Source organism: Brucella sp. TWI432, assembly GCF_039674445.1.
GTDB classification, from domain to species: domain Bacteria; phylum Pseudomonadota; class Alphaproteobacteria; order Rhizobiales; family Rhizobiaceae; genus Brucella; species Brucella chromiisoli.
Window position 1 is genome coordinate 348,054 of record NZ_JBDJNL010000001.1, and the last position, 25,705, is coordinate 373,758.

Below are 25,705 nucleotides of genomic sequence, written 5' to 3' on the forward strand. Positions count from 1 at the left end.
GGTTTCCAGCCTTTCTGGGAGGAAAACATGGGTGCACCGCAAGACAGAATTCATGCTGACCGCATTCAGTCCGCGATAGATACGGGCGGTGCAGCGCGTTCGGCGCTGGTCGCCTCATGGCGACGGTCTTCGCGCCTCTATGGGCTTGATCCTGCGGAAGTGGGGGCTGTTCAAACGCTTTCCGATCATGAATTGCGTAATGCGCGTCAGCGTATGGAACGCGTGATCAGCATTGCGCAGGCCAGCATGGACCGGCTTTATATGGCGGTTGGTGGCGTGGGCTGCTGTGTGCTTCTGGCTGACAGTCAAGGCGTGCCGGTTGAGCGCCGTGGTGCGGCGGGTGACGACGATACGTTTTATGACTGGGGCCTATGGACGGGTGCGGTCTGGAGCGAAGCGGTCGAGGGCACCAATGGAATTGGCACCTGTCTTGCCGAACAGCGCGCTTTGACCATTCATCGTGACCAGCATTTTCATACGCGCAATATTGGACTTTCCTGCACGGTAGCACCCATTCATGACCATCAGGGCCGTCTGATGGCGGCACTTGATGTTTCGTCCTGTCGCAGTGATCTGACAGAGGCTTTCGTACAACTGATTTCAGTCGCGGTCATTGACGCTGCACGGCGGATTGAAGCCGAGAATTTCCGGCAGGCTTTCCCGGATGCGCGCATTATGCTGGCCCCAAGTGCTGACCGCACCGGCGGCGCACTGATTGCGGTTGATAAAGACGATCTGGTGATCGGTGCCACGCGCGCAGCCCGCCTTTCGCTCGATTTGACCGATGATGCTCTTGCGACCGCCTTGCCTGCGGCTGATCTTCTTGGCTGGAATGCCGATCCGCGTGAGGATATGGCAGAGTCTGAACGAAGCGTCATTCTCCGTGCCATCGCGCGTGCCGAAGGCAATGTTTCATCGGCAGCCAAGCTTCTGGGCATCAGCCGTGCCACGCTTCATCGTAAGCTTAATCGCCTTAAAATCACACGGCCAAATTAGTTTTTCCAATGTGTCTCATTATTGAGACACATTGATGCAGCATATTACGAGGCGCTGGATGACTCCTCCCAAGAGCCGCGCCACATTGTGTCTGAAACGCCGTAGGAGCGGCGTTGAATTTCGGGAGGAATACCATGAACAAGGTTGAATTTCATCGCTCCGTAAAGCCGGAGTTTGCCAAACGTTATGGCAATTTCATCGGCGGCAAATGGGTAGAACCCAAGTCGGGCCGCTATTTCGAAAATACATCGCCGGTCAATGGTCAGGTGCTTTGCGAAGTCGCGCGTTCTGAAGCGGCGGATGTTGAAGCAGCCCTTGATGCAGCGCACGCAGCAAAAGAGGCCTGGGGCAAAACAAGCCCTGCTGAACGCGCAGTGATCCTCAACAAGATTGCTGATCGTATTGAAGCCAATCTGCCAAAGCTCGCGGCTGCCGAAACATGGGACAATGGCAAGCCGATACGAGAAACCACCAATGCCGATCTGCCGTTGGCCATCGACCATTTCCGCTATTTTGCCGGTGCAATCCGTGCGCAGGAAGGTGGCATTTCCGAAATCGATCACGATACGGTTGCTTATCATTTCCATGAGCCACTCGGTGTTGTCGGCCAGATCATCCCATGGAATTTCCCGCTTTTGATGGCTGTGTGGAAGCTCGCACCAGCCCTTGCGGCTGGTAATTGCGTGGTGCTGAAGCCTGCCGAACAGACACCCGCTTCGATTCTCGTTCTGATGGAAGTGATCGGCGATCTGTTGCCTGATGGTGTGCTGAATGTGGTCAATGGCTTTGGTCTTGAAGCAGGCAAGCCGCTGGCCTCAAGCCCGCGCATTGCCAAGATTGCCTTTACGGGTGAAACGACAACGGGTCGTCTCATTATGCAATATGCCAGCCAGAACCTCATTCCAGTGACGTTGGAACTGGGCGGCAAGTCGCCAAACATCTTCTTTTCAGATGTGGCCGATGCAGATGACGATTATTTCGACAAGGCAATTGAAGGCTTTGTGATGTTCGCGCTTAATCAGGGCGAAGTCTGTACCTGTCCAAGCCGTGCGCTGATCCATGAAAAGATCTACGACAAGTTCATGGAACGGGCATTGAAGCGCGTTGAAGCCATCGTGCAGGGTGATCCACTTGATCCGGCAACCATGATCGGTGCGCAGGCCTCCAGCGAGCAGCTTGAGAAGATCCTCAGCTATATCGATATTGGCAAGCAGGAAGGCGCGGAAGTGCTGACCGGTGGTGGACGCAATGAGCTGGCCGGTGATCTCGCAGGTGGCTATTACGTCAAGCCGACCGTGTTCAAGGGCAACAACAAGATGCGGATTTTCCAGGAGGAAATTTTCGGTCCTGTTGTGTCGGTCACGACCTTTAAAGACGACGCCGAAGCGCTCGCGATTGCCAATGATACGCTTTATGGCCTCGGTGCCGGTGTCTGGACCCGTGACGGCACGCGCGCCTATCGCTTTGGTCGCGCCATTCAGGCTGGCCGCGTCTGGACCAACTGCTATCACGCCTATCCGGCGCATGCGGCATTCGGCGGTTACAAGCAGTCGGGTATCGGTCGCGAAAACCACCTCAAGATGCTCGACCACTATCAGCAGACCAAGAACATGCTGGTGAGCTACAGCCCGAAGAAGCTTGGCTTCTTCTAAAAGAACAAAATGGTCCGGGATATTCAATCCCGGGCCGTTTTCCTTGTTTCCTCCCAGGAAAGGGTCGGGTTGGCCGGCCACGGTGCCTGCCAATCCGACCCGTTACAGCGCATCCCGAAAAGTGTGAAGCGGTTTTCTGGAAAAGATGCGCGATATAAAACAGAAGGATGTTTTCGAAATGGCTAAGACAATGAAAGCTGCTGTGGTTCGCGAGTTTGGCAAACCGCTGACCATTGATGAAGTGCCAATTCCGGTGCCGGGCGATGGTCAGATTCAGGTAGCAATTCAGGCATCCGGCGTGTGCCATACCGATCTTCATGCTGCTGAAGGTGACTGGCCGGTAAAGCCAAACCCGCCATTCATTCCGGGTCATGAAGGCGTCGGTTTTGTCTCTGCCGTGGGCAAGGGTGTCAAGCATGTGAAGGAAGGCGATCGCGTCGGTATTCCATGGCTTTACACGGCTTGCGGTCATTGTGTGCATTGTCTTGGTGGTTGGGAAACGCTCTGCGAAGAGCAGCTCAATACTGGCTATTCAGTCAATGGCGGCTTTGCTGATTATGTGGTTGCCGACCCGAATTTCGTTGGCCACTTGCCAAAAAACATCGAGTTTAACGAAATTGCGCCGATCCTCTGCGCAGGTGTGACGGTTTATAAGGGCCTCAAGGTCACCGACACCAAGCCGGGCGACTGGGTGGTGATTTCCGGTATTGGCGGGCTTGGCCATATGGCGGTGCAATATGCCAAGGCCATGGGGCTTAATGTGGCTGCCGTTGATATTGATGACAAGAAGCTTGATCTTGCGCGCAGGCTTGGTGCGACGGTCACGGTCAATGCCAAGACGCATAATGATCCGGCAGCTTATATCAAGAAAGAAACCCATGGCGGCGCGCAGGGCGTGTTGGTGACAGCTGTTTCGCCAAAGGCTTTTGAGCAGGCAATCGGCATGGCTGCGCGTGGCGGAACAATCGCATTGAATGGTCTTCCGGCTGGCGAATTTCCGCTGTCGATTTTCAACATGGTGCTCAATGGTGTGACCGTGCGCGGCTCCATCGTTGGTACGCGTCTTGATTTGCAGGAATCGATCGACTTTGCAGCAGATGGCAAGGTCAAGGCGACCATCCGCACTGACAAGATCGACAATATCAATGCGATCTTTGATGAAATGCGCGCAGGCCAGATCGAAGGCCGCGTGGTTATGGACCTGACGCAGTAATCGGTCCATACTATCATCAGAGCCGCCGTAGCAATGCGGCGGCTTTTGTATAGCATAATCCGACCGGAGCGGAGTGAGGATCGATAAGATTATGCTTCAAGCAAAAGACTGTGGAGCGCCGATCTGATTTTATCAGATCGAAACGCGCTCTGTGGGAGGAGGAACCATGCCGCAAGTCTTGGAACAACAGCAGGTCACAGCGACCGATGCAGCGCTGGAGCTGATCGCTGAATTGCAGGCTGAATATGGACCGATTATGTTCCACCAGTCTGGCGGTTGCTGCGATGGGTCATCGCCGATGTGCTATCCGCAGGGCGATTTGCTGCTGTCTGACGCTGACGTGAAGCTCGGCGAAATCGGCGGCGCACCATTTTATATCAGCGGCTCGCAATATGAGGCATGGAAACACACTGAACTGATCATTGATGTCGTTCCCGGACGCGGCGGCATGTTCTCGCTCGATAATGGTCGTGAAAAGCGCTTTCTCACCCGCTCAAAGATATGTTTGATTTAACTCTTTGCGTTAAACAGCAAAGCAGCTAGTAGATGATGCATATCACTTGGGAGAGAGTGCATTCCGGCCATGGCCGCATCCAATAAAAGAGCAACCATCCATGATGTGGCGCGTCTTGCCGGCGTGTCGATCAAAACCGTTTCGCGTGTTTATAATGACGAGCCGAATGTCCGCGACACGATCCGTGAGCGGGTAAAAGAGGCGGGTGCTGAATTGCGCTATCGCCCCAATGCCGCAGCGCGCAATCTGGTAGAGCGCCGCTCGCATCTCATCGGGCTTTTCTTTGAAAATCCGAGCCAGAGCTATGTCACGGAATTGCAGATCGGCGCGCTGGATCGTCTGCGCGGCACCCGCTACCGGCTTCTGATATTCCCCGTCGAGAACCGTGCAGATATTCGCGGGTCGCTGATCGAAACAGCGCACGCGTCTGGTCTTGATGGGATTATCGTAACGCCCCCCATGTCGGACGATCCGGAAATTTTGCAGGAGTTGATTGCATCCGCGATGCCGTTTACACGTGTGGCGGGTGATTTTGGCGTGCATCCCACAGACAGCATTGCGATTGACGATGAGAAAGCAACCTGCGATCTCATGCAATATCTGCTTGATTTGGGACATAGGAAGATTGCAATCGTCCTTGGCGATCTTACGCATCGTTCAGCGCAGTTGCGCGTTGAGGGCTATCGCAAGATGCTGGATCAGGCGGGTATTACGCATAATTCTGATTATGAAGCGCAAGGCGGCTTCAGTTTCGCAAGTGGGTTGGAAGCAGGGCGAAAACTTTTATCGCTGCAAGACAGGCCGACGGCTGTTTTTGCCTCCAATGATGATATGGCGGCGGCGGTTCTTCAGATTGCCTATGATTATAAGATCGCCGTGCCTGACAATTTGACGATCGTAGGTTTCGATGACAGTGCCATTTCGAGCATGGTTTCGCCGCAGATTACCACCGTGCATCAGCCAATCCGCGAAATGACCTATGACGCAGTGGATATGTTGCTCAGCCAGATTGAAACCGGCGAAGCATCGCCTTCACGCCATATCGATTACAAGCTGATTATTCGGCAATCATCAGGCAAGGTTTCCAATTAAAAAATGGGCCGGTTTCCCGGCCCATTTTCTTTATGGCAGTTCAAGCCCTTTGGTCAGTTCCAGCGCCTGCCGTTCGAACAGACGGCGATAGATACCGCCGGGCTTGCGGATAAGCGCATCGTGATCGCCTTCTTCCAAAATTTGGCCCTTGTCGAAGACCAGCAAGCGGTCAAGCGCACGAACCGTTGAAAGCCGGTGTGCAATCACGAGCGTTGTGCGACCGATCATCAGCCGTTCCATAGCCTGCTGGATCAGCACTTCCGATTCTGAATCAAGGCTTGATGTCGCCTCATCCAGAATAAGGATCGGTGCATTGGCCAGAAACGCACGGGCAATCGCCACACGCTGACGTTCACCACCCGAAAGCTTCACACCGCGCTCACCGACAAGTGTCGCATAGCCCTTTGGCAGACGCATGATGAAATCATGCGCGCTTGCAAGCTTTGCAGCTTCTTCAATCTCCGCCTGTGTTGCACCGGGGCGGGCATAGGCAATGTTTTCGGCCAGTGTGCGGTGAAACAGGATCGGTTCCTGCTGCACGATAGCAATCTGCGATCTAAGTGAAGCCTGTGTAACTTCGGCAATGTTCTGTCCGTCAATGCGGATCTCACCCCCACTGACATCATAAAGACGCTGGATCAGCTTGACGAAGGTCGTCTTGCCCGAACCTGAATGACCAACCAGACCAACCCGTTCACCGGCTTCGATCCAGACCGAAAAGTCGCGATACAGTGCTGCATCATGATTGCCATAATGGAAGGTGACGTTATCAAACGTGATCTCGCCATTTCCGATCCTGATTGCGCCAGCACCGGACCTGTCGGCAATGCCGTAAGGCTCGGCTTCGATCTGAACCAGTTCTTCCATGTCGTTGACCGAACGCTGTAGGTTGCGGATATGCATACCCACATCACGCAGATAGCCCTGCAACATGAAGAAGGCCGTCAGAACGAAGGTGATATCACCCGCCGTTGCCTGCCCTTGGCTCCAGAGATAGAGCGCAAAGCCAATCACCACACCGCGCATGATGAGCAGGTTTGCACCTTGAATAAAGCCGTTGAGCGTGCCGATCAGCCATGTGCGGCGTGTGCGCGAGCGCCATTTGGTAACGACTCGTGCAAGACGTCCGTCTTCGCGCGCTTCGGCACCGAATGCCTTCACAACCGCATTGCATGAAATGGCATCGGCCAGAGCACCGCCAAGTCGTGTATCCCAGCTGTTGGCAAGTGTTGCCGCAGGCGCAACAAAGCCCAGTGAAATCACAATCGTGCAGACGATGAAAAGCACAGAGCCGATTGCCACCAGCACGCCCATCATTGGCCAGTACCATGCAAGCAGTGCAACCGAGCCGAACAGCATCAGGATTGATGGCAGAAGCGCAAGCAGCAGCGTGTCATTGAGCAGATCAAGCGCCCACATACCGCGCGAAACCTTACGCACGGTCGATCCGGCAAAGGCATTGGCATGCCAGTCGGTCGAAAAGCGTTGCAGCTTGTGAAACGCGCTCGCGGCCATGTCACTCATGATCTTCAGCGTGAAGTCCGTGATGACATAAAAGGTCAGCTGACGTGTGATGAGCGCCAAAGCACCCAGCGCAAGCAGCATGATCAGCGCATGAATGGCTGCATCCCACGCCCCATCCTTGCCGAGTGAAAGGGCATCAACCAGCCGCCCTGAATAGAGCGGTGTGAGAACATCTGCGGCTGTTGCAAGCAGCATGCTGATGATGATCAGCGTCAGCCGCAGAGGCTGACTTCGCCAGTGGCTGAAGGTGTAGCCGAGGACGCTGCGGAAAACAGGCCCCCGGAAATTGATACGAAACCGGGCCATATGAATATTACCAGACCGCACAAGCGCGGATTCTGGTTCCTTTAAAAGCATTTTCAGCAAGAAGTGCGATGCGGTTTTGCGCCGGCACATGCGTGAAAACGAAGACAAAACAAACAGCTGCTAAGAGCTGCGGCAAATTTGGAAGTGTTTAGGAATGCGCCCTTTGGGAAAGGACAGTGAGGCCTTAGCCTCTATTGCGGGCCAAGGACTTAAAGCTCGGAAGCGCCCGCGTTGACACCGGGCACCGACGGAAATGGATAGACACGCATCTCATACCTCTTGCCAGTGTTTCAGATGTGTGCACAATAAATGAGCAAATCTATTTGCCAAGTGGCAAAATGCAGAAATTTGTTTTCGGCCTATTGAGTGTGGCAAAAATGCTGCCTTACAGCTTTCGGGGCCATGCGGCGAGCTTGCGCGCAAAATGCGCGATTGTTGCATGCAGGATCATGGTGAAGGCGGCCAGCACAAACAGGCTTGCAAACATCAGATCGACCTTGGCGCGGCCGTTAGCCAGCAGCATCAGATAGCCAAGGCCTTTCGATGCTCCCACCCATTCGCCGACCACAGCACCGATGGGCGCATAGACGGCTGCAAGGCTTAATCCTGACGCAAGCGAAGGGAACGCTGCGGGAATGCGCACGCGAAACAGAATCTGCAAGCGTTTGGCACCGAGATTTTCAGCGGCATTGATCAGTGTCTGATCGGTTCGCTGCATTCCATCGAGAAAGGTGGAGGCGACTGGAAAGAAGATCATCAAAATGGTGACGGCAATTTTTGATGCCGGTCCATAGCCGAGCCAGAGGGTGAGGATCGGGGCCAGCGCAAAGATTGGAATCGCTTGAGAGAACACCAGCATGGGCATGACGAGCCGTTGTGCGATCGGCGACATCATCAGCGCGATAGCTGTGAGCACGCCAATGGCGGAACCCAGAAACAGCCCGCCCAGCACTTCGCCAAATGTCACGACGGCATTATCGGCAATCAGCTGCGCATTGGTAATCAGCGACTGCACAACGTCGAGCGGACCGGGCAGGATGAAGCGCGGCATCTGCCAGATGCTCACCACGGCCTGCCACAATATCAGCACAGCAACCGCCGACGAAAATCCGTCGGCGATGCGTTTTTTGCGCGAGCGAGGTATCACGCTCGTCATGCTCCTTTAAGGCCCATCGACCAGAAATCTGCTTCGAGCCTGCTGGCGGTTGCAAAAATCTGGCAGAGCTTTGGCCAGCGCGGACTGTTCTCGAAATCCGGGCCGAGGCGGTTCATTGCGGCCTGATCAAAAAGCCTGCCAACCGTGTGGCACATTTCCTGATAATCAGCGCCTGCATAGGTGTCGATCCACTCTTGATAGGGTGTGCCAGCCTTGGCCGAGGTTGCGAGATTGACGCCGATTTCGCCATAGCCATGTGCGCAGGGAACAAGTGCGGTCAAGAGGTCGAGGAAATCGCCTGCCTGTCCGCAATCGAGCACGTAACGCGTATAGGCGAGGTTTTCCGGCTCTTCACGCGTGTTGTAAAGATCGTCTTCACTGATGCCTTCGCGTGCACAGATGCCGACATGCAGCGGCAGTTCCGTGACAGTTAGTCCATGCATGATTTCGGCACAGAGCCGCGTTTCCTGAAGATTTCCTGCTTTTACGACGCCAAGCGCAAAGGCACGGGCATAGTGATGCAGATAGACATAATCCTGCCTGAGATAATGCAGGAATGCCGATTTCGGCAGCGTACCATCGCCAAGTCTGCGCACAAACTCATGGTCGATATAGGGTTTCCAATCATCAAGCATCGCGGCACGCAGACGGGTGAACAGCTCGGATGAATAAAGCGGTTGAGTGGTCGTCATGGCTTGTCGCCTTTCGCATTCACATCAATCGCCAGTTTCTCAACCGGCAGGATCGAAGGCACGAGACCGTTTTCGTTGAGATGGGCTTCGTAGCGGTTCCAGCGTCCGTAATCGAGACTTGCGGGCGAGCGTGAGAAACGGGCCACTGTGTCTTTCCATGCGCGCTGGTTCAGTTCGTCTTTGAGTTCAGAACTATAGGACGCAAACAGATCGTAGCTTTGCTCTGGATGATTGACGATATATTGCGCGGCTTTTTCGGTGGCTGCAAGGAAGCGCGAAATCCTCTCCTTTTCCGCAGCATCGAGTTTGTTTGCATTGGCAACATAGACCAGCTCGTCATAGACCGGCACGCCTTCTTCCTCGACGAAGAAGCATTTGCCAGCAACCCCTTCAACCGCCATCTGGTTGAGTTCGATGTTGCGATAGGCGCCCATCACGGCATCGACCTGCTTTGACATCAACGCCGGTGCCAGAGAGAAATTCACATTGATCAGCTCGATATCAGAAAGTTTTATGTCGTGATTGCCGAGGATTGTGCCGAGCAGTGTTTCTTCAACGCCGGCTACCGAGAAGCCGATCTTCTTGCCTTTGAGATCGGCAATTGAATTGACCGAACCATCATCGCGGACCATCAGGCAGTTGAGCGGGGAATCGATAAGAGTACCAACGCGGATCAGCGGAATATCGGCGTGGACATCAAGATGCACCTGCTGCTGATACGAAATTGCCAGATCGGCCTGTCCCGCGGCTACCATTTTTGGTGGCACGGATGCGTCCGCAGGTGCAATGATTTCCACATCGAGACCAGCATCCTTGAAGTAACCGAGCTTGTCGGCCACGATAATCGGGCCATGATCAGGGTTTACATACCAGTCGAGTATGAGTTTGAATTTATCGCTCGCCTGAGCTGCTTGAGCTGACATCAGGGCGAACGAAGCCGTGGCGCTGAAAAGCGCAGCAAAAATCAGTTTTTTCAATGTTTCCTCCAGAAACTACTTTACATAGGGGCGTGTAACTTCGATCCATTGCCGCAAGCGGGCTTCCGGATCAGGATTGAGGGTGATGTCGGTGACGACTGAAACAATGTCGGCTCCGGCTTTAAAGACGCCGGGCGCACGATCCACATTCATGCCACCAATGCCAACGAGCGGAATATCGCCCAAAGTCGCTTTCCATTGACTGACGCGGTCCAGTCCTTGTTCATGCCATTTCATCTTTTTTAGAATGGTCGGATAGACCGGACCGAGTGCGATATAGGCAGGCCGTAGCGCTAATGCGCGATCAAGTTCTGCCTCATCATGGCTGGATACACCGAGCTTCACGCCGCTCGCGTGGATTGCATCAAGATCGGCGTCATCAAGGTCTTCCTGACCGAGATGGATGAAGTCGCAGCCTTCCTCAATAGCCAGTTTCCAGTAGTCATTAATGATGAGCTGGCAATCATAGCGGGCGCAGATGTCACGGGCTGCGCGGATTTCGGTGCGCAATTCGCTATCGCTCTTATCCTTGATGCGCAGCTGCACGAGTTTGATGCCAAGCGGCACCATGCGCTCACACCAGCTGGCGCTGTCAAAGATCGGGTAGAACGGATCAAGGGCCATTACACAAACGCCTTTCCGATAAGGGGGGTGGAGGGGGCAGCCATGTCGCGGGCTTCAATCGGATCGGCTTCATAGGCGATGCGACCAGCTTCAACGGCGAGCGCAAAGGCGCGGGCGATGGCGGCGGGATCACCCGCTTTTGCAACGGCGGTGTTGATCAGCACGGCATCAAAGCCAAGCTCCATGGCGGTTGCAGCGTGCGATGGCACACCAATCCCTGCATCCACAACCAGTGGAATATCGGGGAAATGCGCGCGCATGGTTTTCAGCGCATAAGGATTGTTGAGACCGCGACCTGAACCAATCGGCGCACCCCAAGGCATCAGCACCTTGCAGCCTGCCTCGATCAGTTTTTCCGCCACCACCAGATCGTCATTCATATAGGGAAAGACGTCAAAACCGTCGTCGCAGAGAATACGCGCTGCTTCGACCAGCCCGAATGGATCGGGTTGCAGCGTGTCGTGATCGCCGATGACTTCAAGCTTGATCCAGTTGGTGCCGAAAATTTCCCGCGCCATTTTTGCCGTGGTCACGGCCTCGCGTGCCGTATGGCACCCGGCAGTATTGGGCAGAACCGACACACCCAAATCTTTGATGAGGGTCCAGAAGTCCTGACCTGCACGCTGGTTCCCGCTCTCGCGCCGCAGCGAGACCGTCACGATTTCCGTCTTGGACGCGCGAACGCTGTCGGCAAGAATAGCGGGTGATGGATATTGCGCCGTTCCCAAGAGCAGGCGGCTATCAAATGTTTTTCCGTAAAATTCCAGCATCTTTAGCCTCCCTGCATGGGGGCGAGCACTTCAATGCGGTCGCCTTCGCGGATCAGGGTTTCTTCGCGCTCGTCGCTTGCAATGAATTCACCATTGAGCGCGGTTGCAACCACCGCTTCATCCAGTTCGATTTCTGCAAGCAAAGCGAAAAGATTGGTGCTCGTGGTCTCAAAGACCTCGCCATTCAGAACAATGGTCATGCCATTTCCTCTAAAAATTCTTGTCCTTGTTCGGCTCCGGTTGCTGCTGCAACCGCCATGCGTGCAACCGCAGGCGAGAGCAGAAAGCCGTGCCGGTAAAGCCCGTTGACATAGATTGTTTGGCCACGCTTGCGCACACGCGGCAGATTGTCGGGGAAGGCGGGGCGGGCATCGACGCCGGTTTCCAGAATTTCTGCCTCGCCAAAGGCAGGATGCAGTGCATAGGCGGCACTTAGCATTTCCAGCGTCGAGCGGACGCTGATGCCGCCGCGCTCATCGCTTTCGATCATGGTTGCGCCGATCATGTGGATGCCGTCGCCACGCGGTACGATGTAAAGCGGAATGCGCGGATGCAGCAGGCGCACAGGACGCGAAAGATTGATGTCGCGCGAGCGCACAATCAGCATTTCGCCCTTCACACCGCGCAGATCGGTAAGCTGATCGCGTGCTGCCAGACCACGTGCATCAACCGTTATATCTGTGTCGATTTTGACGTCTTTCGCATCTTGTCCGAGATGAAAGACCACGCCTTTCTTTTGCAGGTTTTCGGCAAGCTCAATCAGTGTTTCCCGTGGGCTGAGATGGCCTTCTTGCGCAAAGAAAAGCCCCTGCCGGAAACGGCCTGCAAGGTCCGGTTCCAGTGCATCAATGTGTTCTTGATCAATCGTATCAAAGGCTTGGGTGCGACGGGCAAAGCGGCGAAGCTCGGTTGCATCGCGATTATGCGATATGACCAGCGTGCCCTTGCGATGGACCGTTGAGACATGCCGTTCCCACCAGCCAATCGCCTCTTGTCCCAGTCTGACGACGGGTTCTTCCGCACTCTCGCCTTCGCACCATGGTGCCAGCATTCCGCCTGCAAACCATGAGCAGCAGTCAACACCGATTGCGGTGCTCTTGGCAATCACAGTGACAGCATGTCCCTGATCATTGAACTCGGCAGCGCAGGCAAGGCCGGCAACACCTGCGCCGATGATGGTAACGCGCATTATACCGTCTCCCATAAAGCGTGGAAGTGGTGCACGGGGCCGTGTCCGCTTCCGACCTGCAAGCTGTTTGCCGAGCGAATCGCCGCTTGCAGATAGGCGTGAGCCTCGCGCAGTGCTTGTTCCATCGAAAGACTTTTGCCAAGGCCGGCTGCAATGGCCGACGAAAGCGTGCAGCCGGTGCCGTGGGTGTTCTGTGTGTCGATACGTGGCGCTTCCAGCGTAATGGTTGGCAGGTCCTTGCGGATGAGGAGGTCAGTGCAGACATCGCCTTCGGCATGTCCGCCCTTCATGAGCACGGCCTTTGCGCCGAGCTTGAGCAGGGCGCGTCCCTGTTCTTCCGCCTCATCGTCATTGCGCGCAGTCGCACAATCGAGCAGGCAAGCAGCTTCCGGCCTGTTGGGCGTTAGAACGCTTGCAAGTGGGATCAGTTCATCGCGCAATGTCGAGATTGCGGCCTCGCTTAAAAGCCGGTCGCCGGATTTCGCGACCATCACCGGATCAAGAACCACCGGTCTGGAGAATGATGCAAGGCCCTTGGCGATGGCCAGAATGGTTTGCGGCACGGACACCATACCGATTTTGACGGAAGCCACATTGAGATCGCTGAAGACGGCATCGATTTGCGCAGCAACGATTTCAGACGGAATGTCATGGACAGCTGTGACGGCCAGTGTGTTCTGCGCTGTGATTGCGGTGATCACGCTCGCGCCATAGACGCCGAGCGCTGAAAAGCTCTTGAGATCAGCCTGAATGCCCGCGCCGCCGCTGCTGTCGGAGCCGGCAATCGTCACGCAGATAGGCACGGATGCACCACTGCTTGCTTTGGTTCGGGAGAGGCTTTGTCTTAAATCCATCATGTCGTCTCTCATTCCGAACGGAAAATTGAGACGTCATGAACTTGCTTTTGGGGCCTTGCCCCATGGAGGATATTTCCTCCTTGTTCGCGACGCGCCAAACTCCGTTCCCTACGCAGGTATTACCCGGATCAGGTTCAATGGGTTAACGCGATCAGCGTCTCTCAGCCTCTGATGAGGCACCCCAACGAATTTTGTGCTTTAGGCATAGGACGGAACGGCAGGTGGGTCAAGCAGCCTTAAGAATTGCAATCTGCAAATAAATTTATAAGCACCCCAATTTTCTATATGACTTTTTAAATAACCATGCGTTAAATCAATGCAGGGGAGAATGTCGTCCATTGCAGGCGACTTACTTTATTCCTGGAGACATCCTCTCGCGGGGAGATTGGATCAGGGCCAGTCTGATGAGGGGACAATGATGAGGAATCGGGAAGCCGGTGGGGCTCACTCGGACGCTGCTTTGGTGCGCACATCCGAAGAGGATTTTCGCATTCTCTTTACAACGCACCCGACACCTATGTGGGTGTATGATCCAAAGACATTGCGTTTTATCGTGATGAATGAAGCGGCTTACGCGCTTTATGGATACCCGGCTCACAAAATACCTGAGATGACAGTTCTGGATATTCGTCCGCAAGCCGAGCGGGACCGGATGCTGGATGCCGTGCGCAGTGGAAGTGATCTGGAGCGGCCCGAAAGCTGGCAGCACCTCAAAGCCAATGGCCAGATCATTGATGTTGTGACCTATGGGCGTGAGGTCATCTTTGAAGGCAGGCGGGCAATTCTTGCGATCGTGCAGGATATGACCGCGCTTGAGGAGGCCAACCGTCAGGCGAGCCATACCCAGTCGTTGCTTGATGGCCTTATCGACAATATGCCGCTTGGCGTCTTCATCAAGGACATGCAGGACAAAGGCCGTTACCTTCTCTACAACAAGGCTGCATCCACGATAAGCGGTTATAAAATTGAGGATGTAATTGGCTCAATTGATACGGAAATTTTCCCACGTGAGGAAGCAAAGCTTCTGACGCAGCAGGATCGTCTGGCGATGCGCCGCGAGGGTGTTTTGACCCTTGAGCGTGATATTCGTAGCGCGGACGGGACGCCACGCAGGCTGCGGATCATCAAGCGTCCAATCCCACCCGTTGATGGTGGCAGTTCACGTTATCTGATTGGGCTCATGGAAGATATTACCGAGCGCACACAGACCGCACAGCGCATGACACATATTGCCATGCACGATAGTCTGACCGACTTGCCGAACCGCGCCTATTTTTCACAATATATCGAAACTATTCTGAAAAAGGGTGAGCGCGCACCGGCATTTGCGCTGTTCTATCTTGATATCGATCACTTTAAGACCATCAATGACAGCAGGGGCCACCAGATCGGCGATTTGCTGCTCACGCAGGTGGCCGCACGCCTCAAGAGCATCACAACCTGCGAGCAGTTTTTGGCGCGTTTGGGTGATGATGAGTTTGCCATTATCTTCCGCAGCGATACGATTTCCCAGATTGCAATGTTTGCTGATTGCCTTCTTTCGTCCTTTCAGGATCCATTTGATCTTGGTGATACAATGGAATTCGTCTCTTGCAGTGTTGGCATCGCCCATGCCCCTTTGCATGGCGAGGATCCTGACGCGCTGATGCTGAGTGCTGATCTTGCGCTTTATGCCGCCAAGGCTGATGGCCGCAGGACGTTCCGTTTCTACCAGCATTCGCTGCGACTGGCCGTCGAAAAGCGCCACGCCATGACTTCCGATCTGCGGATGGCGTTGGCCGCGCAGCAGTTTGAGCTCCATTATCAGCCGATTTTTAATCTCGAATCAGGGCGTATATCCGGTTTTGAAGCTTTGCTGCGCTGGCGTCATCCATCGCTGGGCATGGTGTCGCCGGTCGAATTTATTCCGGTTGCGGAGGAAGCCGGTCTGATAGGGCCGATCGGAGACTGGGTGCTCAGGCAAGCTTGTCGCGAGGCTGCATCTTGGCCAGCCGATATCAAGGTTTCCGTCAATCTTTCTCCGGTGCAGTTCAATCAAAGCTTTCTGCTTGATTCGGTGACAGATGCTCTTGACGCTGCGGCTCTGTCTCCAGCGCGTTTGGAACTTGAAATCACGGAATCGGTGTTTCTTAAAAACAGCAAACATAACATTGAACTCTTATTCGAGTTGCGTCGTTTGGGCGTGCGGATTGCCATGGATGATTTCGGAACCGGCTATTCATCGCTGAGTTATCTGCGCTCGTTCCCGTTCGACAAGATCAAGGTGGATCGCAGTTTCGTGTCGGGTATCGAGCTTGATACCCGCGATCTTGCGATCATTCAGGCCGTGGCCACACTGGGTGCTGGCTTTCAGATTGTCACGACGGCCGAAGGCGTGGAAACCACGCAGCAACTTGAATGTTTGCGAAAACAGAATTTCGGTGAAGTACAGGGCTTTCTGATGGGGCGTCCGATGCCTGCAACTGAGGTGCCTGAATTCATTCAGACCCGCTGCGGATCGATTCTCGCTGCAATGCATCCTCAAAACGAAATGGTCGTCTGAAAATCATTTCGGTATAAGACTTGACCTTCCAACGGTTGGAAGGGTTATGTATTCATGCAACTCACGAATTCGCTCTTGATAAAAGAGCTGGAAGGGATTGCCATGAACAAGCCAGTCAAACCCGAAAACACAAGTTTCGCTATTCCCGTCGAGGGGATGAGCTGCGCCTCCTGCGTGTCTTCCGTTGAGAAGGCAGTCGCGAAAGTGCCGGGCGTCGACAAGGTGTCCGTCAACCTCGCAACCGAGCGTGCCGATGTGACCTTCAAGGCCGCGCCTGACATGCCCGCTGTCATCGATGCGATCCGCAAGGCGGGTTATGATGTGCCATCGGGAAGTGCCGATCTTGCCATTGAAGGCATGAGCTGCGCTTCCTGTGTGAGCAAGGTTGAAAAGGCATTGAATGCGGTGCCGGGCGTAACCCGTGCCAGCGTTAATCTTGCGACCGAACGCGCGCATGTTGAACTTGCGGGGCAGGTGCCACTGGGCGACCTTATCAAGGCGGTTGAAAATGCGGGCTATGAAGCCCGTTCTCTCGAAGAAGCGCTGAGCGATGCGAAGCAGGAAACGCAATCCGACAAACGCGATGCCGAAGCGTTTGATCTGAAAAAGAACGCTATCTTTGCTGCGGTTCTGACACTGCCGGTTTTCATTCTGGAAATGGGATCGCACCTTATTCCAGCGGTGCACATGCTGGTCATGGATATGATTGGAACGCAGAACAGCTGGTATTTCCAGTTTGTGCTGACCACGCTTGTGCTTTTTGGCCCGGGCATGCGCTTTTTCAAAAAAGGTATCCCAGCCCTTCTGCGCGCAGCCCCCGATATGAACTCACTGGTTGTGGTCGGCACAACTGCCGCCTGGGGCTTTTCGGTTGTTGCGACCTTCTGGCCAGATATTCTGCCTGTCGGTACGGTCAATGTTTACTTTGAAGCTGCCGCCGTCATTGTCACGCTGATCCTGATTGGTCGCTATCTGGAAGCGCGCGCCAAAGGCCGAACTTCGGCGGCAATCAGCCGTCTCGTTGGCTTGCAGGCGAAGTCAGCACGCGTCGTGCGCAATGGTGAAACAGTTGATGTGTCGCTGGAAGATGTGCGCGCTGGTGATATTGTGCAGGTGCGCCCGGGTGAGAAAGTTCCGGTTGATGGTGCGGTGATCGAAGGCTCGTCCTATGTGGATGAATCGATGATTACCGGCGAACCTGTTCCTGTTGCCAAGGACGCGGGTGCAGAAGTTGTTGGCGGCACGATCAACAAGACGGGCGCCTTCACCTTCCGCGCAACCAAGGTTGGCCGGGATATGGTCATTTCGCAGATCGTGCGGATGGTTGAGGACGCACAGGCCGACAAACTGCCCATTCAGGCCAAGGTTGATAAGGTCACGGGCTGGTTCGTGCCCGCGGTTCTGGGCGCTGCGGTTCTCACCTTCATTGCATGGCTTGTTATCGGTGGCACGGCCATGATGGGCTATGCGCTGGTCAACGCCATTGCGGTTGTTATCATCGCTTGCCCATGCGCTATGGGCCTAGCCACCCCGACTTCAATCATGGTCGGCACAGGTCGGGCCGCTGAATTTGGCGTGTTGTTCCGCCGTGGTGATGCGCTGCAAACCTTGCGCGATGCCTCGGTGATTGCGGTTGATAAGACCGGAACGCTGACACAGGGAAAGCCAGCACTCGCGCATTTTGCTGTCGTTGATGGCATTGATCAGGACGAAGCGCTGGCGCTGGTTGCAGCGGTAGAGGCACGCTCCGAACATCCGATTGCCGATGCCATTGTGGTGGCTGCAAAGGAAAAGGGCCTGAAGCTCGCCGATGTTTCTGCCTTTGAATCCGTTCCGGGTTTCGGGCTGAAAGCCACTGTATCGGGCCATGAAGTTGCCGTTGGCGCTGATCGCTATATGCACAAGCTTGGGGCTGATGTTGCAGTCTTTGCCGATGATGCAAGCCGTTTGGGGGATGAAGGCCAGACTCCGCTTTATGCGGCAATCGACGGCAAGCTGGCGGCAATCATCACTGTTGCCGATCCGATGAAGGAAACCACGCCTGCCGCGATTGCCGCCATGCATGAGCAGGGGCTGAAAGTGGCAATGATTACCGGCGATAATCGCCGCACTGCCCAGGCGATTGCCAAGCGCCTTGGCATTGACGAAGTGGTTGCGGAAGTGCTGCCCGATGGCAAGGTTGAGGCTTTGAAGCGGCTGTCGGCTGGCGGCAAGCGCATTGCTTTTGTGGGTGATGGCATCAATGATGCACCCGCACTGGCTGCTGCCGATGTGGGTATCGCAATTGGCACCGGCACAGATATTGCGATTGAAAGTGCTGATGTGGTGCTGATGTCGGGTGACTTGCGTGGCGTGGTCAACGCGATTGCCATCTCCAAAGCCACCATTCGCAACATCAGTGAAAATCTGTTTTGGGCCTTTGCCTATAACGTGGCGCTGATCCCTGTTGCAGCGGGTATTCTTTATCCGTTTACCGGCACACTTCTTTCGCCGATGTTGGCGGCAGGTGCGATGGCGCTTTCCAGCATTTTTGTTCTCAGCAATGCGCTGCGCCTCCGGGGCTTCAAGAGCCCTATGGCTTGATCCTTTACCCCTGATCGGCAACCCTCTGGGTTGCCGATAGGTCTTTGGTTCTTTTACATGGCGGCCTCTGGATTTTTCCTTTTTCCGCCTATTTGGTTGGGCAGGCAGTGTTGTGTTGCCTGCAAAGCCATTTGCTGCAACACTTCCACCAAAATCAGGAATACCTCGAATTTCTCTATCCGTGCAGCTTTAGTCAGTCGAACTGCGATGCACGGCAGGGCCATGGTCACTACTCGAAGGGGGTAATGTCTTGCTTGTTTATCTGACGGCTATTTTACTTTTATTGATAGGTCTTGGACTGGGTGCCGCAGGCATCTACCTTGTCACGCTGGGCGGCAGCTGGTTTTTCGTCATTGCTGCCATTGGCTTTCTTCTGACGGGCTTTTTCCTCCTCAAGAGAAGCGCAATTGCGCTTTGGATTTACGCGCTCGTCATTCTCGGCGCACTTGGCTGGGCCGTGTCTGAAGTCGGCTTCGACTGGTGGGGACTTGGTTCAACAGGCGGCGTTATCGTTCTGCTTGGTCTATGGTTGCTCACCCCATGGATCAGAAAACCACTCAATGGTGGCGGTTTGCCACTGACCATTGCCACACTGGCGGCTTTGGTGGTTGCCGGTTATTCAATGACGCAGGATCCGTGGAATATTTCGGGCGACCTGCCCACCGAAAAGGTGGTTTCATCACCTGATCTGGGTGGCAATGTGCCGGATGGCGAGTGGCATCAATATGGCCGTACGCCTTATGGCCAGCGTTATTCGCCCCTCACACAAATAACGCCGGAAAATGTTTCCAAGCTGCAAGTTGCCTGGCAATATCAAACCGGCGACGTGAAGCAGCCGCAGGATGTGGGCGAAACCACCTATCAGGTGACACCGCTGAAAATTGGCGATTCCCTTTACCTCTGCACGCCGCACAACTGGGCGATTGCGCTGGATGCGGCAACCGGCAAGGAAAAGTGGAAATTCGATCCCAAGGTCGGCTTCAATACGGACCGTCAGCACCAGACTTGCCGCGGTGTGAGCTACTGGAAAGATTCGACCGTAACCGCCGGTGCCAAATGTTCCGAACGCGTTTATCTGCCGACTTCGGATGCGCGCCTGATTGCGCTTGATACGCAGACGGGTGAAATTTGCACCGATTTTGCCAATGGCGGCACGCTCGATCTTGGTCAGGGCATGAAATATAATCCGGCTGGCTATTATTATTCGACCTCGCCGCCGGCAGTCGTTGGTGACAAGATTATCGTCGGCGGTGCGGTTAATGATAATTATTCGACCGAAGAACAGTCGGGCGTTATCCGCGCCTTCGATATTCGCACCGGTGATCTCTTATGGAATTGGGATTCGGGCAATCCTGATGTTACGACGCCTTTGCCGGAAGGCCAGTACTACACGACGAACTCGCCCAACAGCTGGTCAGTTTTCAGCGTCGATGAAGGGCTTGGCCTGATCTTCATTCCGCTGGGCAATCAGGTTCCTGATCAGCTTGGCATGGATCGCAGCGATCATGTTGAGAAATACTCGTCGTCTATTGTCGCCCTTGATGTGAATACGGGACAAGTCAAGTGGGTGCGCCAGACGGTTCACCACGATCTTTGGGATATGGATGTTCCCGCTCAGCCGGTTCTGCTGGAGATCAACGGTGTACCGGCACTGGTTGGTCCAACCAAGCAGGGCGATATTTATGTGCTGGACCGCCGAACGGGTGAGCCAATCATCCCGATCAGCGAGATTGCAGCACCAACAGGCGCGATCGCGGAAGATCATACATCCCCAACGCAGCCGATCTCTGATCTGACATTCAGCCCGGCACCGCTTACAGAAAGCAGCATGTGGGGCGTGACACTGTTTGATCAGCTGGCATGCCGCATTGCTTTCCGCCAGCATTTCTATGAAGGCCGTTACACTCCGCCTTCACTGAAGGGCACCATTGTCTATCCGGGCAATTTCGGTGTCTTCAACTGGGGCAGCGTGGCGGTCGATCCTGTGCGTCAGGTTATGTTCGGTATGCCGACTTATCTGGCCTTCACCTCAAAGCTCGTCCCACGTGCGGATGTTCCGCCACGCGGTCAGGATGAGAAGGGCAGCGAGCAGGGACTGAACCGCAATGACGGCGCACCGTATGGCGTCTTTATGGGGCCATTCGTCAGCCCGCTCGGCATTCCGTGCCAGACACCGCCATGGGGCTTTGTTGCGGGGGTTGATCTGCGCACCGGCAAAATTGCCTATAAGCACCGCAATGGGACAATCGAGGATATGGCGCCTGTTCCTCTGCCGCTTAAAGTTGGTGTTCCCGGTATTGGTGGCCCGATGATTACGGCTGGTGGCGTGGCGTTCCTTGGTGCAGCCGTGGATGACTATCTGCGTGCTTATGATCTCACCAATGGCAAGGTGCTTTGGGAAGCACGCCTGCCTGCGGGTGGTCAGTCAACACCAATGACCTATACCGTTGATGATGAGCAATATGTGCTGATGGTTGCCGGTGGTCATGGTTCGGTGGGCACGAAGCCCGGCGATTATGTGATCGCTTACAAGCTGCCGAAATAACACCGCTTATCAAACGAAAACGCCGGGATTTCCCGGCGTTTTTTCGTTCAAAGCTTTCCGTGCAGCAGTTCACCTTTTCGTGGCATTTTTCGGTGGGACTGTTCGGCGTTGCTGTTGGCCAGCTCCTGAATGATCGGGCAGTCGGGGCGATTATCCCCATGGCAGTTATGCGCGAGGTGACGCAACGTGTTGGCCATGTCCTGAAGCTGGCGCATCTTGGCCTCCAGTTCTTCAACATGAATAAGCGCAACCTTCTTCACATCCGATGATGCACGATTGCGATCCCGCCAGAGCGCGAGCAGTGCTTTGATCTGATCGACCTGAAATCCGAGATCACGGCTTGAGCGAATGAAGCGCAGCGTTTCGACATCTTTTTGCGTGTAGACGCGATAGCCGGAACTGGTCCGATCGGCGGCGTCGATCAGTCCGATGGCTTCATAATGGCGGATCATTTTCGCCGATATGCCCGATGCGGTGGCTGCCTGTCCGATATTCATCCTGTTCCTCGCCGCTTATAGAGCATTTCCTGTTTTGATTGAATTATTGGAAATGCTTTCTCTTTGCCAGCATATAGGAACGCTTACTCGCTATTTATAGATCTAACCCGGAATTTGTCCCATACGTTTTGCAAGCAGACGTTCAAGCGCCTGAAAGCTATCGAAAATCAAAATAGCAAGCGCGGCCACCACCAGACCGCCTTGCATAATGAAAGCCAGATTGTTGGAAATTAGCCCGGCGATGATGACTTCGCCGAGCGTCTTTGCTGCGACTGTGGAGCCGATTGTGGCGGTTGCAAGTCCGATCACCGCAGACAGCCTGATGCCGCCCAGAATGACTGGTGTTGCAAGGGGCAATTCCACTTTTACAAGGCGCTGCATGCTGGTCATTCCCATGCCGCGGGCAGCTTCGACCACGGGCGCGGGTAGGGTGGTCAAACCTGTGAGCGTATTCTCAAAAATTGGCAACATCCCATAAAGAAACAGGGCGATAAGTGTTGGCTTATCGCCAAAACCAAACACGGGAACGGCAAGGGCGAGGACGGCAACAGGCGGAAAGGTCTGCCCGATATTCACAAGGCTTCGTGAAAGCGGAAGAAACTCCGCACCCGATGCACGCGTAACCCCGATTGCCATTGCAGTGGCGATGATCGCTGAAGCACATGTTGCAGCGGCGACAAGCCCAAGATGCTGTAATGTCAGGGTCAGCAGACTTGCGCGCGCATAAATGACCGGTGCGCCTTCATTGACAAGCGGACGCAACAGCGGTTCGAACATATGCGGATGCAAAAGAAACAGCAACAACACGACAAAAAGCAGCAGGCGCGGCGCGAGAGATACAAGAAATTTCATCTGGGACGCTCGGCCTGATGCAGAAGTGTTTCCAGCGTCACGCGGCCCAGAGACCTGCCGTCATGATCGTGAACCGGCAGCGCTTTACGCCCCGACCAAAGCAGCTCCGCCAGTGCATCGCGCAGCGACGCTGTGACGGGAAGGGCTGCGCCTGTGGCGTCTCCCGGTTGCAGCACCGTTTTAAGGTCGGTTAATGACAAAAGCCGGAACGGGCGTTCACCGGTGCCGACCAGACGCTCCACGAATTCGCTTGTCGGATGTGCGAGGATTTCCGCCGGTGCGCCATATTGCAGCAACTTTCCATCGTCCATCACCGCAATACTGTCGCCAAGCGAAATCGCTTCCTCCATATCATGCGTAACCAGCAGGATGGTCGTGCCAAGACGTTTTTGGATGGCTTTGAGATCTTCCTGTGCCTTCAACCTGACAATGGGATCAAGTGCTCCGAAAGGTTCGTCCATCAGCAGAATATTCGGGCTTGCTGCAAGGGCGCGGGCCACCCCGACACGCTGCTCCTGCCCGCCTGAAAGCTCATGCGGATAACGGTCGCGATAATCTTGCGGTTCAAGCTGGAATAATTCGAGCAATTCATCGACGCGGGCTTCTATACGGCTTTTTGACCAGCCTAAAAGAACAGGAACCGTGGCGATGTTTTCGGCGACGCTGCGATGGGGGAAGAGCCCATGTTGCTGGATGACATAACCGATACGCCGCCGCAGTTCATAGCCTGGCACATCGTGAATAGTTTGGCCGTCAATGCGGATTTCGCCATGTGTTGGCTCCTCCAGCCGGTTGACCATGCGCAGCAAGGTTGTTTTGCCCGAGCCGGACGTTCCGACAATCGCTGCAATGCTGTGCGGCTTGATCATGAAGCTGACGCTGTCAACGGCTGCCCGTCCGTTATAAAGCTTGGTAATGCGGTCAAACTCGATCATGCGGTTTTCTCTTTTTGGGCAATGTCTATGATGGTATCGAGAATGACACCCGCAGCAAAGGCCAGCAGAACGGTGGGGAGCGCGCCCAAAAGCACGAGATCCATGGCGTTCTGTCCAATGCCTTGAAACACGAAAACGCCAAAACCGCCGCCGCCGATCAATGCAGCAATGGTGGTCAGTCCGATATTTTGAATCATCACGATGCGAATGCCAGTCAGAATGACCGGAAAAGCCAGAGGCATTTCGGTTTTAAAAAGGCTTTGCAACCGCGTCATGCCCATGCCGCGCGCCGCATCGGTGATGGGTGCAGGAACATTGGTCAGGCCTGTCACGGTATTGGCGACAATTGGCAGCAGCGAATAAAGAAACAGCGCAACAAAGGCGGGCGCGGCACCAATGCCGCGAATGCCAAGGCTGGCCGCCCACGGAAACTGCATTGCAAACCAGCCAAGCGGAGCGATCAACAGCCCGAAAAGCGCCATGGACGGAATTGTCTGCACGATGTTGAGACTGTTGAGAACATATGCGCGCAATCTGGGCAGGCGATAGCAGACGAGACCGAGGGGGACGCCGATCACGGTTGCGGCAATAAGCGATCCCAGGGCCAGTTCCACATGCCGGTGCGCTTCGTTCCAGAAACTCTGTGCCCGGCTTTGATATTCCTTCATAAAGGAAATGTTGTCCCAGAGCGTAGACGATAACAGCAACCCCAAGAGCACGGTTGCAAAAAGCAGCAGCCCGATGCGGGCGAGCGGTTGCATCTGCAAGCGCACCAGACTGTCAGCCACATAAAGCCCAGCCATGAAAAGCAAAAGCCAGAAGCCTGAGGCGGGCGAAACACGGGCATAGGCGTTGCCCTCCGGCATGAGGTGGGACGCCGCACTTCCCAGCGCCACAAGCAAACATGCAAGGGCAATGCTGCTTGCGGCAAGCCTGAGAAGCCGGGTGTTGACAAACAGCGCAATCATCAGGCTTGCTACAAGGACCGCGAGAAGCACCGCGCTCACTGAACTTGGCAAGGCATCCAACAGGAAGCGTGCCTCTCCCTGCACAATACGGTTTGGACGCAAGGTCACAAAAGGCAGCAGCACTCCGCCCATGCCCAAGACCGCGAAAACCAGTCCGAGTTTGTCAATCAAACGTTTTTCAGTCCCGTGCGATGGGCGGTGATGTGTGATTGTATCTGACAAGAATTCGCTGCCCTGTCAGCTTAGTTGATAAAGCCGTTTTTCTTGAGAAAGTCTTCAGCAACGGCCTTTGCCGGCTCCCCGCCAAGCTGGACACGACCATTGAGGTCCTGAAGTGTGGTGAGGTCGAGTTTCTCAAAGACCGGCTTCAACAAAGCTTCAATTTCGGGATTCTTCTTAAGCACGTCTTCGCGAATAATCGGCGCTGGCTGATAGACCGGCTGAACGTGCTTATCATCCTCTAGCACCACCAGACCCGAAGGGGCGATGCCGCCATCGGTGCCATAAACCATAGCCGCATTTGCCCCGCTTGTCTGACTGGCTGCCGCTGAAATTGTTGCTGCCGTATCGCCGCCAGAGAGCGTAATGAGCTGATCGGGTTTAAGCGTGAATGCATAGGCCGTCTGGAATGCGGGCAAGGCCGCAGCCGAATTGACAAATTCAGACGATGCAGCAAGCACCACCTTGCCGCCATCGGCGGTGTATTTCCCAAAATCGCTCAAGCTTATCAGTTTGTTTTCGTCGGCGATATCCTTGCGAATGGCAATGCCCCAGGTGTTATTGGCAGGCGAAGGCGCAAGCCAGACAATTTTATTGGCATCATAATCAAGCTTTTTGGCTGTCTCATAAGCCTTGAGTGGATCTTTCCAGAGCGGATCATCCGCCTTGTTGAAAAAGAACGCGGCATTGCCGGTATATTCCGGATAAATATCGATTTCCCCAGCCCTTATGGCCTGACGAACAACGGGCGTGGCTCCAAGCTGGATGCGGTCCTTGGTTTCAATATTGTTGGCGTTGAGAACCGCGATGATAATATTGCCAAGCACGCCACCTTCGGTATCGATCTTGGAGGATACGACAACCTGTGCCTGCGCCACGCTCGCGAGCGCGCTTGCACCGGCTAAAAGGGCGAGTGCGAAAGCAGACCCCTTCAAAAGGCTTTGATAAAACATGTTTCTTTTCCCACTGCGCTGGTTTCATTCCATGTCGGATAAACTATGG

23 protein-coding genes and 1 riboswitch are annotated in these 25,705 nt (G+C 54.7%); of the genes, 8 read left to right on the top strand and 15 right to left on the bottom strand.

The window, feature by feature from the left end:
* Nucleotides 1-27: 27 nt before the first annotated feature.
* The 5 genes from ABE527_RS01620 (at nt 28) to ABE527_RS01640 (ending at nt 5,467) form a co-directional block, all read left to right on the top strand.
* On the top strand, nt 28-996 hold the full coding sequence (locus ABE527_RS01620) for a GAF domain-containing protein (protein WP_499693342.1): 969 nt from the start codon (nt 28-30) through the stop codon (nt 994-996).
* Between the two features lie 134 nt (nt 997-1,130).
* A complete protein-coding gene (adh, locus tag ABE527_RS01625; protein ID WP_499695883.1) occupies nt 1,131-2,648 on the top strand; it encodes an aldehyde dehydrogenase in 1,518 nt (505 codons plus the stop codon).
* 178 nt (nt 2,649-2,826) lie between these two features.
* Nucleotides 2,827-3,861, top strand: a complete 1,035-nt coding sequence (adhP, locus tag ABE527_RS01630) for an alcohol dehydrogenase AdhP (protein WP_265982770.1) — start codon at nt 2,827-2,829, stop codon at nt 3,859-3,861.
* A gap of 166 nt (nt 3,862-4,027) precedes the next feature.
* Complete coding sequence (locus ABE527_RS01635; RefSeq protein WP_265982771.1) at nt 4,028-4,375, top strand: DUF779 domain-containing protein; 348 nt, start codon at nt 4,028-4,030, stop codon at nt 4,373-4,375.
* Nucleotides 4,376-4,444: 69 nt separating this feature from the next.
* Nucleotides 4,445-5,467 (top strand): LacI family DNA-binding transcriptional regulator, encoded by a 1,023-nt coding sequence (locus ABE527_RS01640; protein WP_265982772.1) that lies wholly within the window; start codon nt 4,445-4,447, stop codon nt 5,465-5,467.
* A 30-nt stretch (nt 5,468-5,497) separates the two neighbouring features.
* On the opposite strand, the gene ABE527_RS01645 is transcribed toward ABE527_RS01640, so the two are convergent.
* The 9 genes from ABE527_RS01645 to thiD form a co-directional block, all read right to left on the bottom strand.
* Complete coding sequence (locus ABE527_RS01645; protein WP_499695884.1) at nt 5,498-7,297, bottom strand: ABC transporter ATP-binding protein; 1,800 nt, start codon at nt 7,295-7,297, stop codon at nt 5,498-5,500.
* A gap of 385 nt (nt 7,298-7,682) precedes the next feature.
* Nucleotides 7,683-8,453: an ABC transporter permease gene (locus ABE527_RS01650; RefSeq protein ID WP_499695885.1), complete on the bottom strand. Its 771-nt coding sequence runs from the start codon at nt 8,451-8,453 to the stop codon at nt 7,683-7,685.
* Complete coding sequence (tenA, locus tag ABE527_RS01655; RefSeq protein ID WP_499695886.1) at nt 8,450-9,145, bottom strand: thiaminase II; 696 nt, start codon at nt 9,143-9,145, stop codon at nt 8,450-8,452. Before tenA ends, ABE527_RS01650 begins: the two co-directional genes overlap by 4 nt.
* Nucleotides 9,142-10,122 carry an ABC transporter substrate-binding protein gene (locus ABE527_RS01660; protein WP_499695887.1) on the bottom strand — a complete coding sequence of 327 codons (981 nt, stop codon included), beginning with the start codon at nt 10,120-10,122 and terminating at the stop codon, nt 9,142-9,144. Before ABE527_RS01660 ends, tenA begins: the two co-directional genes overlap by 4 nt.
* A gap of 15 nt (nt 10,123-10,137) precedes the next feature.
* On the bottom strand, nt 10,138-10,746 hold the full coding sequence (locus ABE527_RS01665; RefSeq protein ID WP_499695888.1) for a thiamine phosphate synthase: 609 nt from the start codon (nt 10,744-10,746) through the stop codon (nt 10,138-10,140).
* Nucleotides 10,746-11,516: a thiazole synthase gene (locus ABE527_RS01670; protein WP_499695889.1), complete on the bottom strand. Its 771-nt coding sequence runs from the start codon at nt 11,514-11,516 to the stop codon at nt 10,746-10,748. Before ABE527_RS01670 ends, ABE527_RS01665 begins: the two co-directional genes overlap by 1 nt.
* Nucleotides 11,517-11,518: 2 nt before the next feature.
* Nucleotides 11,519-11,716, bottom strand: a complete 198-nt coding sequence (gene thiS / locus ABE527_RS01675; RefSeq protein WP_499695890.1) for a sulfur carrier protein ThiS — start codon at nt 11,714-11,716, stop codon at nt 11,519-11,521.
* A complete protein-coding gene (gene thiO / locus ABE527_RS01680) occupies nt 11,713-12,705 on the bottom strand; it encodes a glycine oxidase ThiO (RefSeq protein ID WP_499695891.1) in 993 nt (330 codons plus the stop codon). The genes thiS and thiO overlap by 4 nt, the downstream gene beginning before the upstream one ends.
* Nucleotides 12,705-13,559, bottom strand: coding sequence for a bifunctional hydroxymethylpyrimidine kinase/phosphomethylpyrimidine kinase (gene thiD, locus ABE527_RS01685; RefSeq protein ID WP_499696313.1), 855 nt, complete (start codon nt 13,557-13,559; stop codon nt 12,705-12,707). Before thiD ends, thiO begins: the two co-directional genes overlap by 1 nt.
* Before the next feature lie 91 nt (nt 13,560-13,650).
* A riboswitch (TPP riboswitch) is annotated at nt 13,651-13,756 on the bottom strand.
* A 224-nt stretch (nt 13,757-13,980) separates the two neighbouring features.
* Between thiD and ABE527_RS01690 the strand changes: the two genes are divergently transcribed.
* Nucleotides 13,981-16,104 carry a putative bifunctional diguanylate cyclase/phosphodiesterase gene (locus tag ABE527_RS01690; RefSeq protein WP_499696314.1) on the top strand — a complete coding sequence of 708 codons (2,124 nt, stop codon included), beginning with the start codon at nt 13,981-13,983 and terminating at the stop codon, nt 16,102-16,104.
* A gap of 102 nt (nt 16,105-16,206) precedes the next feature.
* Nucleotides 16,207-18,687, top strand: a complete 2,481-nt coding sequence (locus tag ABE527_RS01695; RefSeq protein ID WP_499695892.1) for a heavy metal translocating P-type ATPase — start codon at nt 16,207-16,209, stop codon at nt 18,685-18,687.
* Between the two features lie 53 nt (nt 18,688-18,740).
* Here the strand turns inward: ABE527_RS01695 and ABE527_RS01700 are convergent, their stop codons facing one another.
* Complete coding sequence (locus ABE527_RS01700) at nt 18,741-18,911, bottom strand: hypothetical protein (RefSeq protein WP_499695893.1); 171 nt, start codon at nt 18,909-18,911, stop codon at nt 18,741-18,743.
* 26 nt (nt 18,912-18,937) lie between these two features.
* Here ABE527_RS01700 and ABE527_RS01705 point away from each other — a divergent pair, with 26 nt between their 5' ends.
* A complete protein-coding gene (locus ABE527_RS01705) occupies nt 18,938-21,232 on the top strand; it encodes a glucose/quinate/shikimate family membrane-bound PQQ-dependent dehydrogenase (protein WP_499695894.1) in 2,295 nt (764 codons plus the stop codon).
* 47 nt (nt 21,233-21,279) lie between these two features.
* On the opposite strand, the gene cueR is transcribed toward ABE527_RS01705, so the two are convergent.
* From cueR to osmF, 5 genes are all read right to left on the bottom strand, one after another.
* Nucleotides 21,280-21,729, bottom strand: a complete 450-nt coding sequence (gene cueR, locus ABE527_RS01710) for a Cu(I)-responsive transcriptional regulator (protein WP_265982793.1) — start codon at nt 21,727-21,729, stop codon at nt 21,280-21,282.
* A gap of 102 nt (nt 21,730-21,831) precedes the next feature.
* A complete protein-coding gene (locus ABE527_RS01715) occupies nt 21,832-22,581 on the bottom strand; it encodes an ABC transporter permease (protein WP_499695896.1) in 750 nt (249 codons plus the stop codon).
* Nucleotides 22,578-23,516 (bottom strand): ABC transporter ATP-binding protein, encoded by a 939-nt coding sequence (locus tag ABE527_RS01720; protein ID WP_499695897.1) that lies wholly within the window; start codon nt 23,514-23,516, stop codon nt 22,578-22,580. The genes ABE527_RS01715 and ABE527_RS01720 overlap by 4 nt, the downstream gene beginning before the upstream one ends.
* Nucleotides 23,513-24,706, bottom strand: a complete 1,194-nt coding sequence (locus ABE527_RS01725) for an ABC transporter permease (RefSeq protein WP_499695898.1) — start codon at nt 24,704-24,706, stop codon at nt 23,513-23,515. The genes ABE527_RS01720 and ABE527_RS01725 overlap by 4 nt, the downstream gene beginning before the upstream one ends.
* Nucleotides 24,707-24,726: 20 nt before the next feature.
* The gene (gene osmF, locus ABE527_RS01730; protein ID WP_499695899.1) at nt 24,727-25,656 is read right to left on the bottom strand and encodes a glycine betaine ABC transporter substrate-binding protein OsmF; all 930 of its coding nucleotides are present in this window, start codon (nt 25,654-25,656) and stop codon (nt 24,727-24,729) included.
* Between the last annotated feature and the right edge of the window lie 49 nt (nt 25,657-25,705).

What these genes read in the sequence shown, in the direction of transcription:
- ABE527_RS01620 (WP_499693342.1), top strand. Translation starts at nt 28, where the DNA reads ATGGGTGCACCGCAAGACAGAATTCATGCTGACCGCATTCAGTCCGCG.
- adh (WP_499695883.1), top strand. Translation starts at nt 1,131, where the DNA reads ATGAACAAGGTTGAATTTCATCGCTCCGTAAAGCCGGAGTTTGCCAAA.
- adhP (WP_265982770.1), top strand. Translation starts at nt 2,827, where the DNA reads ATGGCTAAGACAATGAAAGCTGCTGTGGTTCGCGAGTTTGGCAAACCG.
- ABE527_RS01635 (WP_265982771.1), top strand. Translation starts at nt 4,028, where the DNA reads ATGCCGCAAGTCTTGGAACAACAGCAGGTCACAGCGACCGATGCAGCG.
- ABE527_RS01640 (WP_265982772.1), top strand. Translation starts at nt 4,445, where the DNA reads ATGGCCGCATCCAATAAAAGAGCAACCATCCATGATGTGGCGCGTCTT.
- ABE527_RS01645 (WP_499695884.1), bottom strand. Translation starts at nt 7,297, where the DNA reads ATGGCCCGGTTTCGTATCAATTTCCGGGGGCCTGTTTTCCGCAGCGTC.
- ABE527_RS01650 (WP_499695885.1), bottom strand. Translation starts at nt 8,453, where the DNA reads ATGACGAGCGTGATACCTCGCTCGCGCAAAAAACGCATCGCCGACGGA.
- tenA (WP_499695886.1), bottom strand. Translation starts at nt 9,145, where the DNA reads ATGACGACCACTCAACCGCTTTATTCATCCGAGCTGTTCACCCGTCTG.
- ABE527_RS01665 (WP_499695888.1), bottom strand. Translation starts at nt 10,746, where the DNA reads ATGGCCCTTGATCCGTTCTACCCGATCTTTGACAGCGCCAGCTGGTGT.
- ABE527_RS01670 (WP_499695889.1), bottom strand. Translation starts at nt 11,516, where the DNA reads ATGCTGGAATTTTACGGAAAAACATTTGATAGCCGCCTGCTCTTGGGA.
- thiS (WP_499695890.1), bottom strand. Translation starts at nt 11,716, where the DNA reads ATGACCATTGTTCTGAATGGCGAGGTCTTTGAGACCACGAGCACCAAT.
- thiO (WP_499695891.1), bottom strand. Translation starts at nt 12,705, where the DNA reads ATGCGCGTTACCATCATCGGCGCAGGTGTTGCCGGCCTTGCCTGCGCT.
- thiD (WP_499696313.1), bottom strand. Translation starts at nt 13,559, where the DNA reads ATGGATTTAAGACAAAGCCTCTCCCGAACCAAAGCAAGCAGTGGTGCA.
- ABE527_RS01690 (WP_499696314.1), top strand. Translation starts at nt 13,981, where the DNA reads ATGAGGAATCGGGAAGCCGGTGGGGCTCACTCGGACGCTGCTTTGGTG.
- ABE527_RS01695 (WP_499695892.1), top strand. Translation starts at nt 16,207, where the DNA reads ATGAACAAGCCAGTCAAACCCGAAAACACAAGTTTCGCTATTCCCGTC.
- ABE527_RS01700 (WP_499695893.1), bottom strand. Translation starts at nt 18,911, where the DNA reads ATGGCCCTGCCGTGCATCGCAGTTCGACTGACTAAAGCTGCACGGATA.
- cueR (WP_265982793.1), bottom strand. Translation starts at nt 21,729, where the DNA reads ATGAATATCGGACAGGCAGCCACCGCATCGGGCATATCGGCGAAAATG.
- ABE527_RS01715 (WP_499695896.1), bottom strand. Translation starts at nt 22,581, where the DNA reads ATGAAATTTCTTGTATCTCTCGCGCCGCGCCTGCTGCTTTTTGTCGTG.
- ABE527_RS01720 (WP_499695897.1), bottom strand. Translation starts at nt 23,516, where the DNA reads ATGATCGAGTTTGACCGCATTACCAAGCTTTATAACGGACGGGCAGCC.
- osmF (WP_499695899.1), bottom strand. Translation starts at nt 25,656, where the DNA reads ATGTTTTATCAAAGCCTTTTGAAGGGGTCTGCTTTCGCACTCGCCCTT.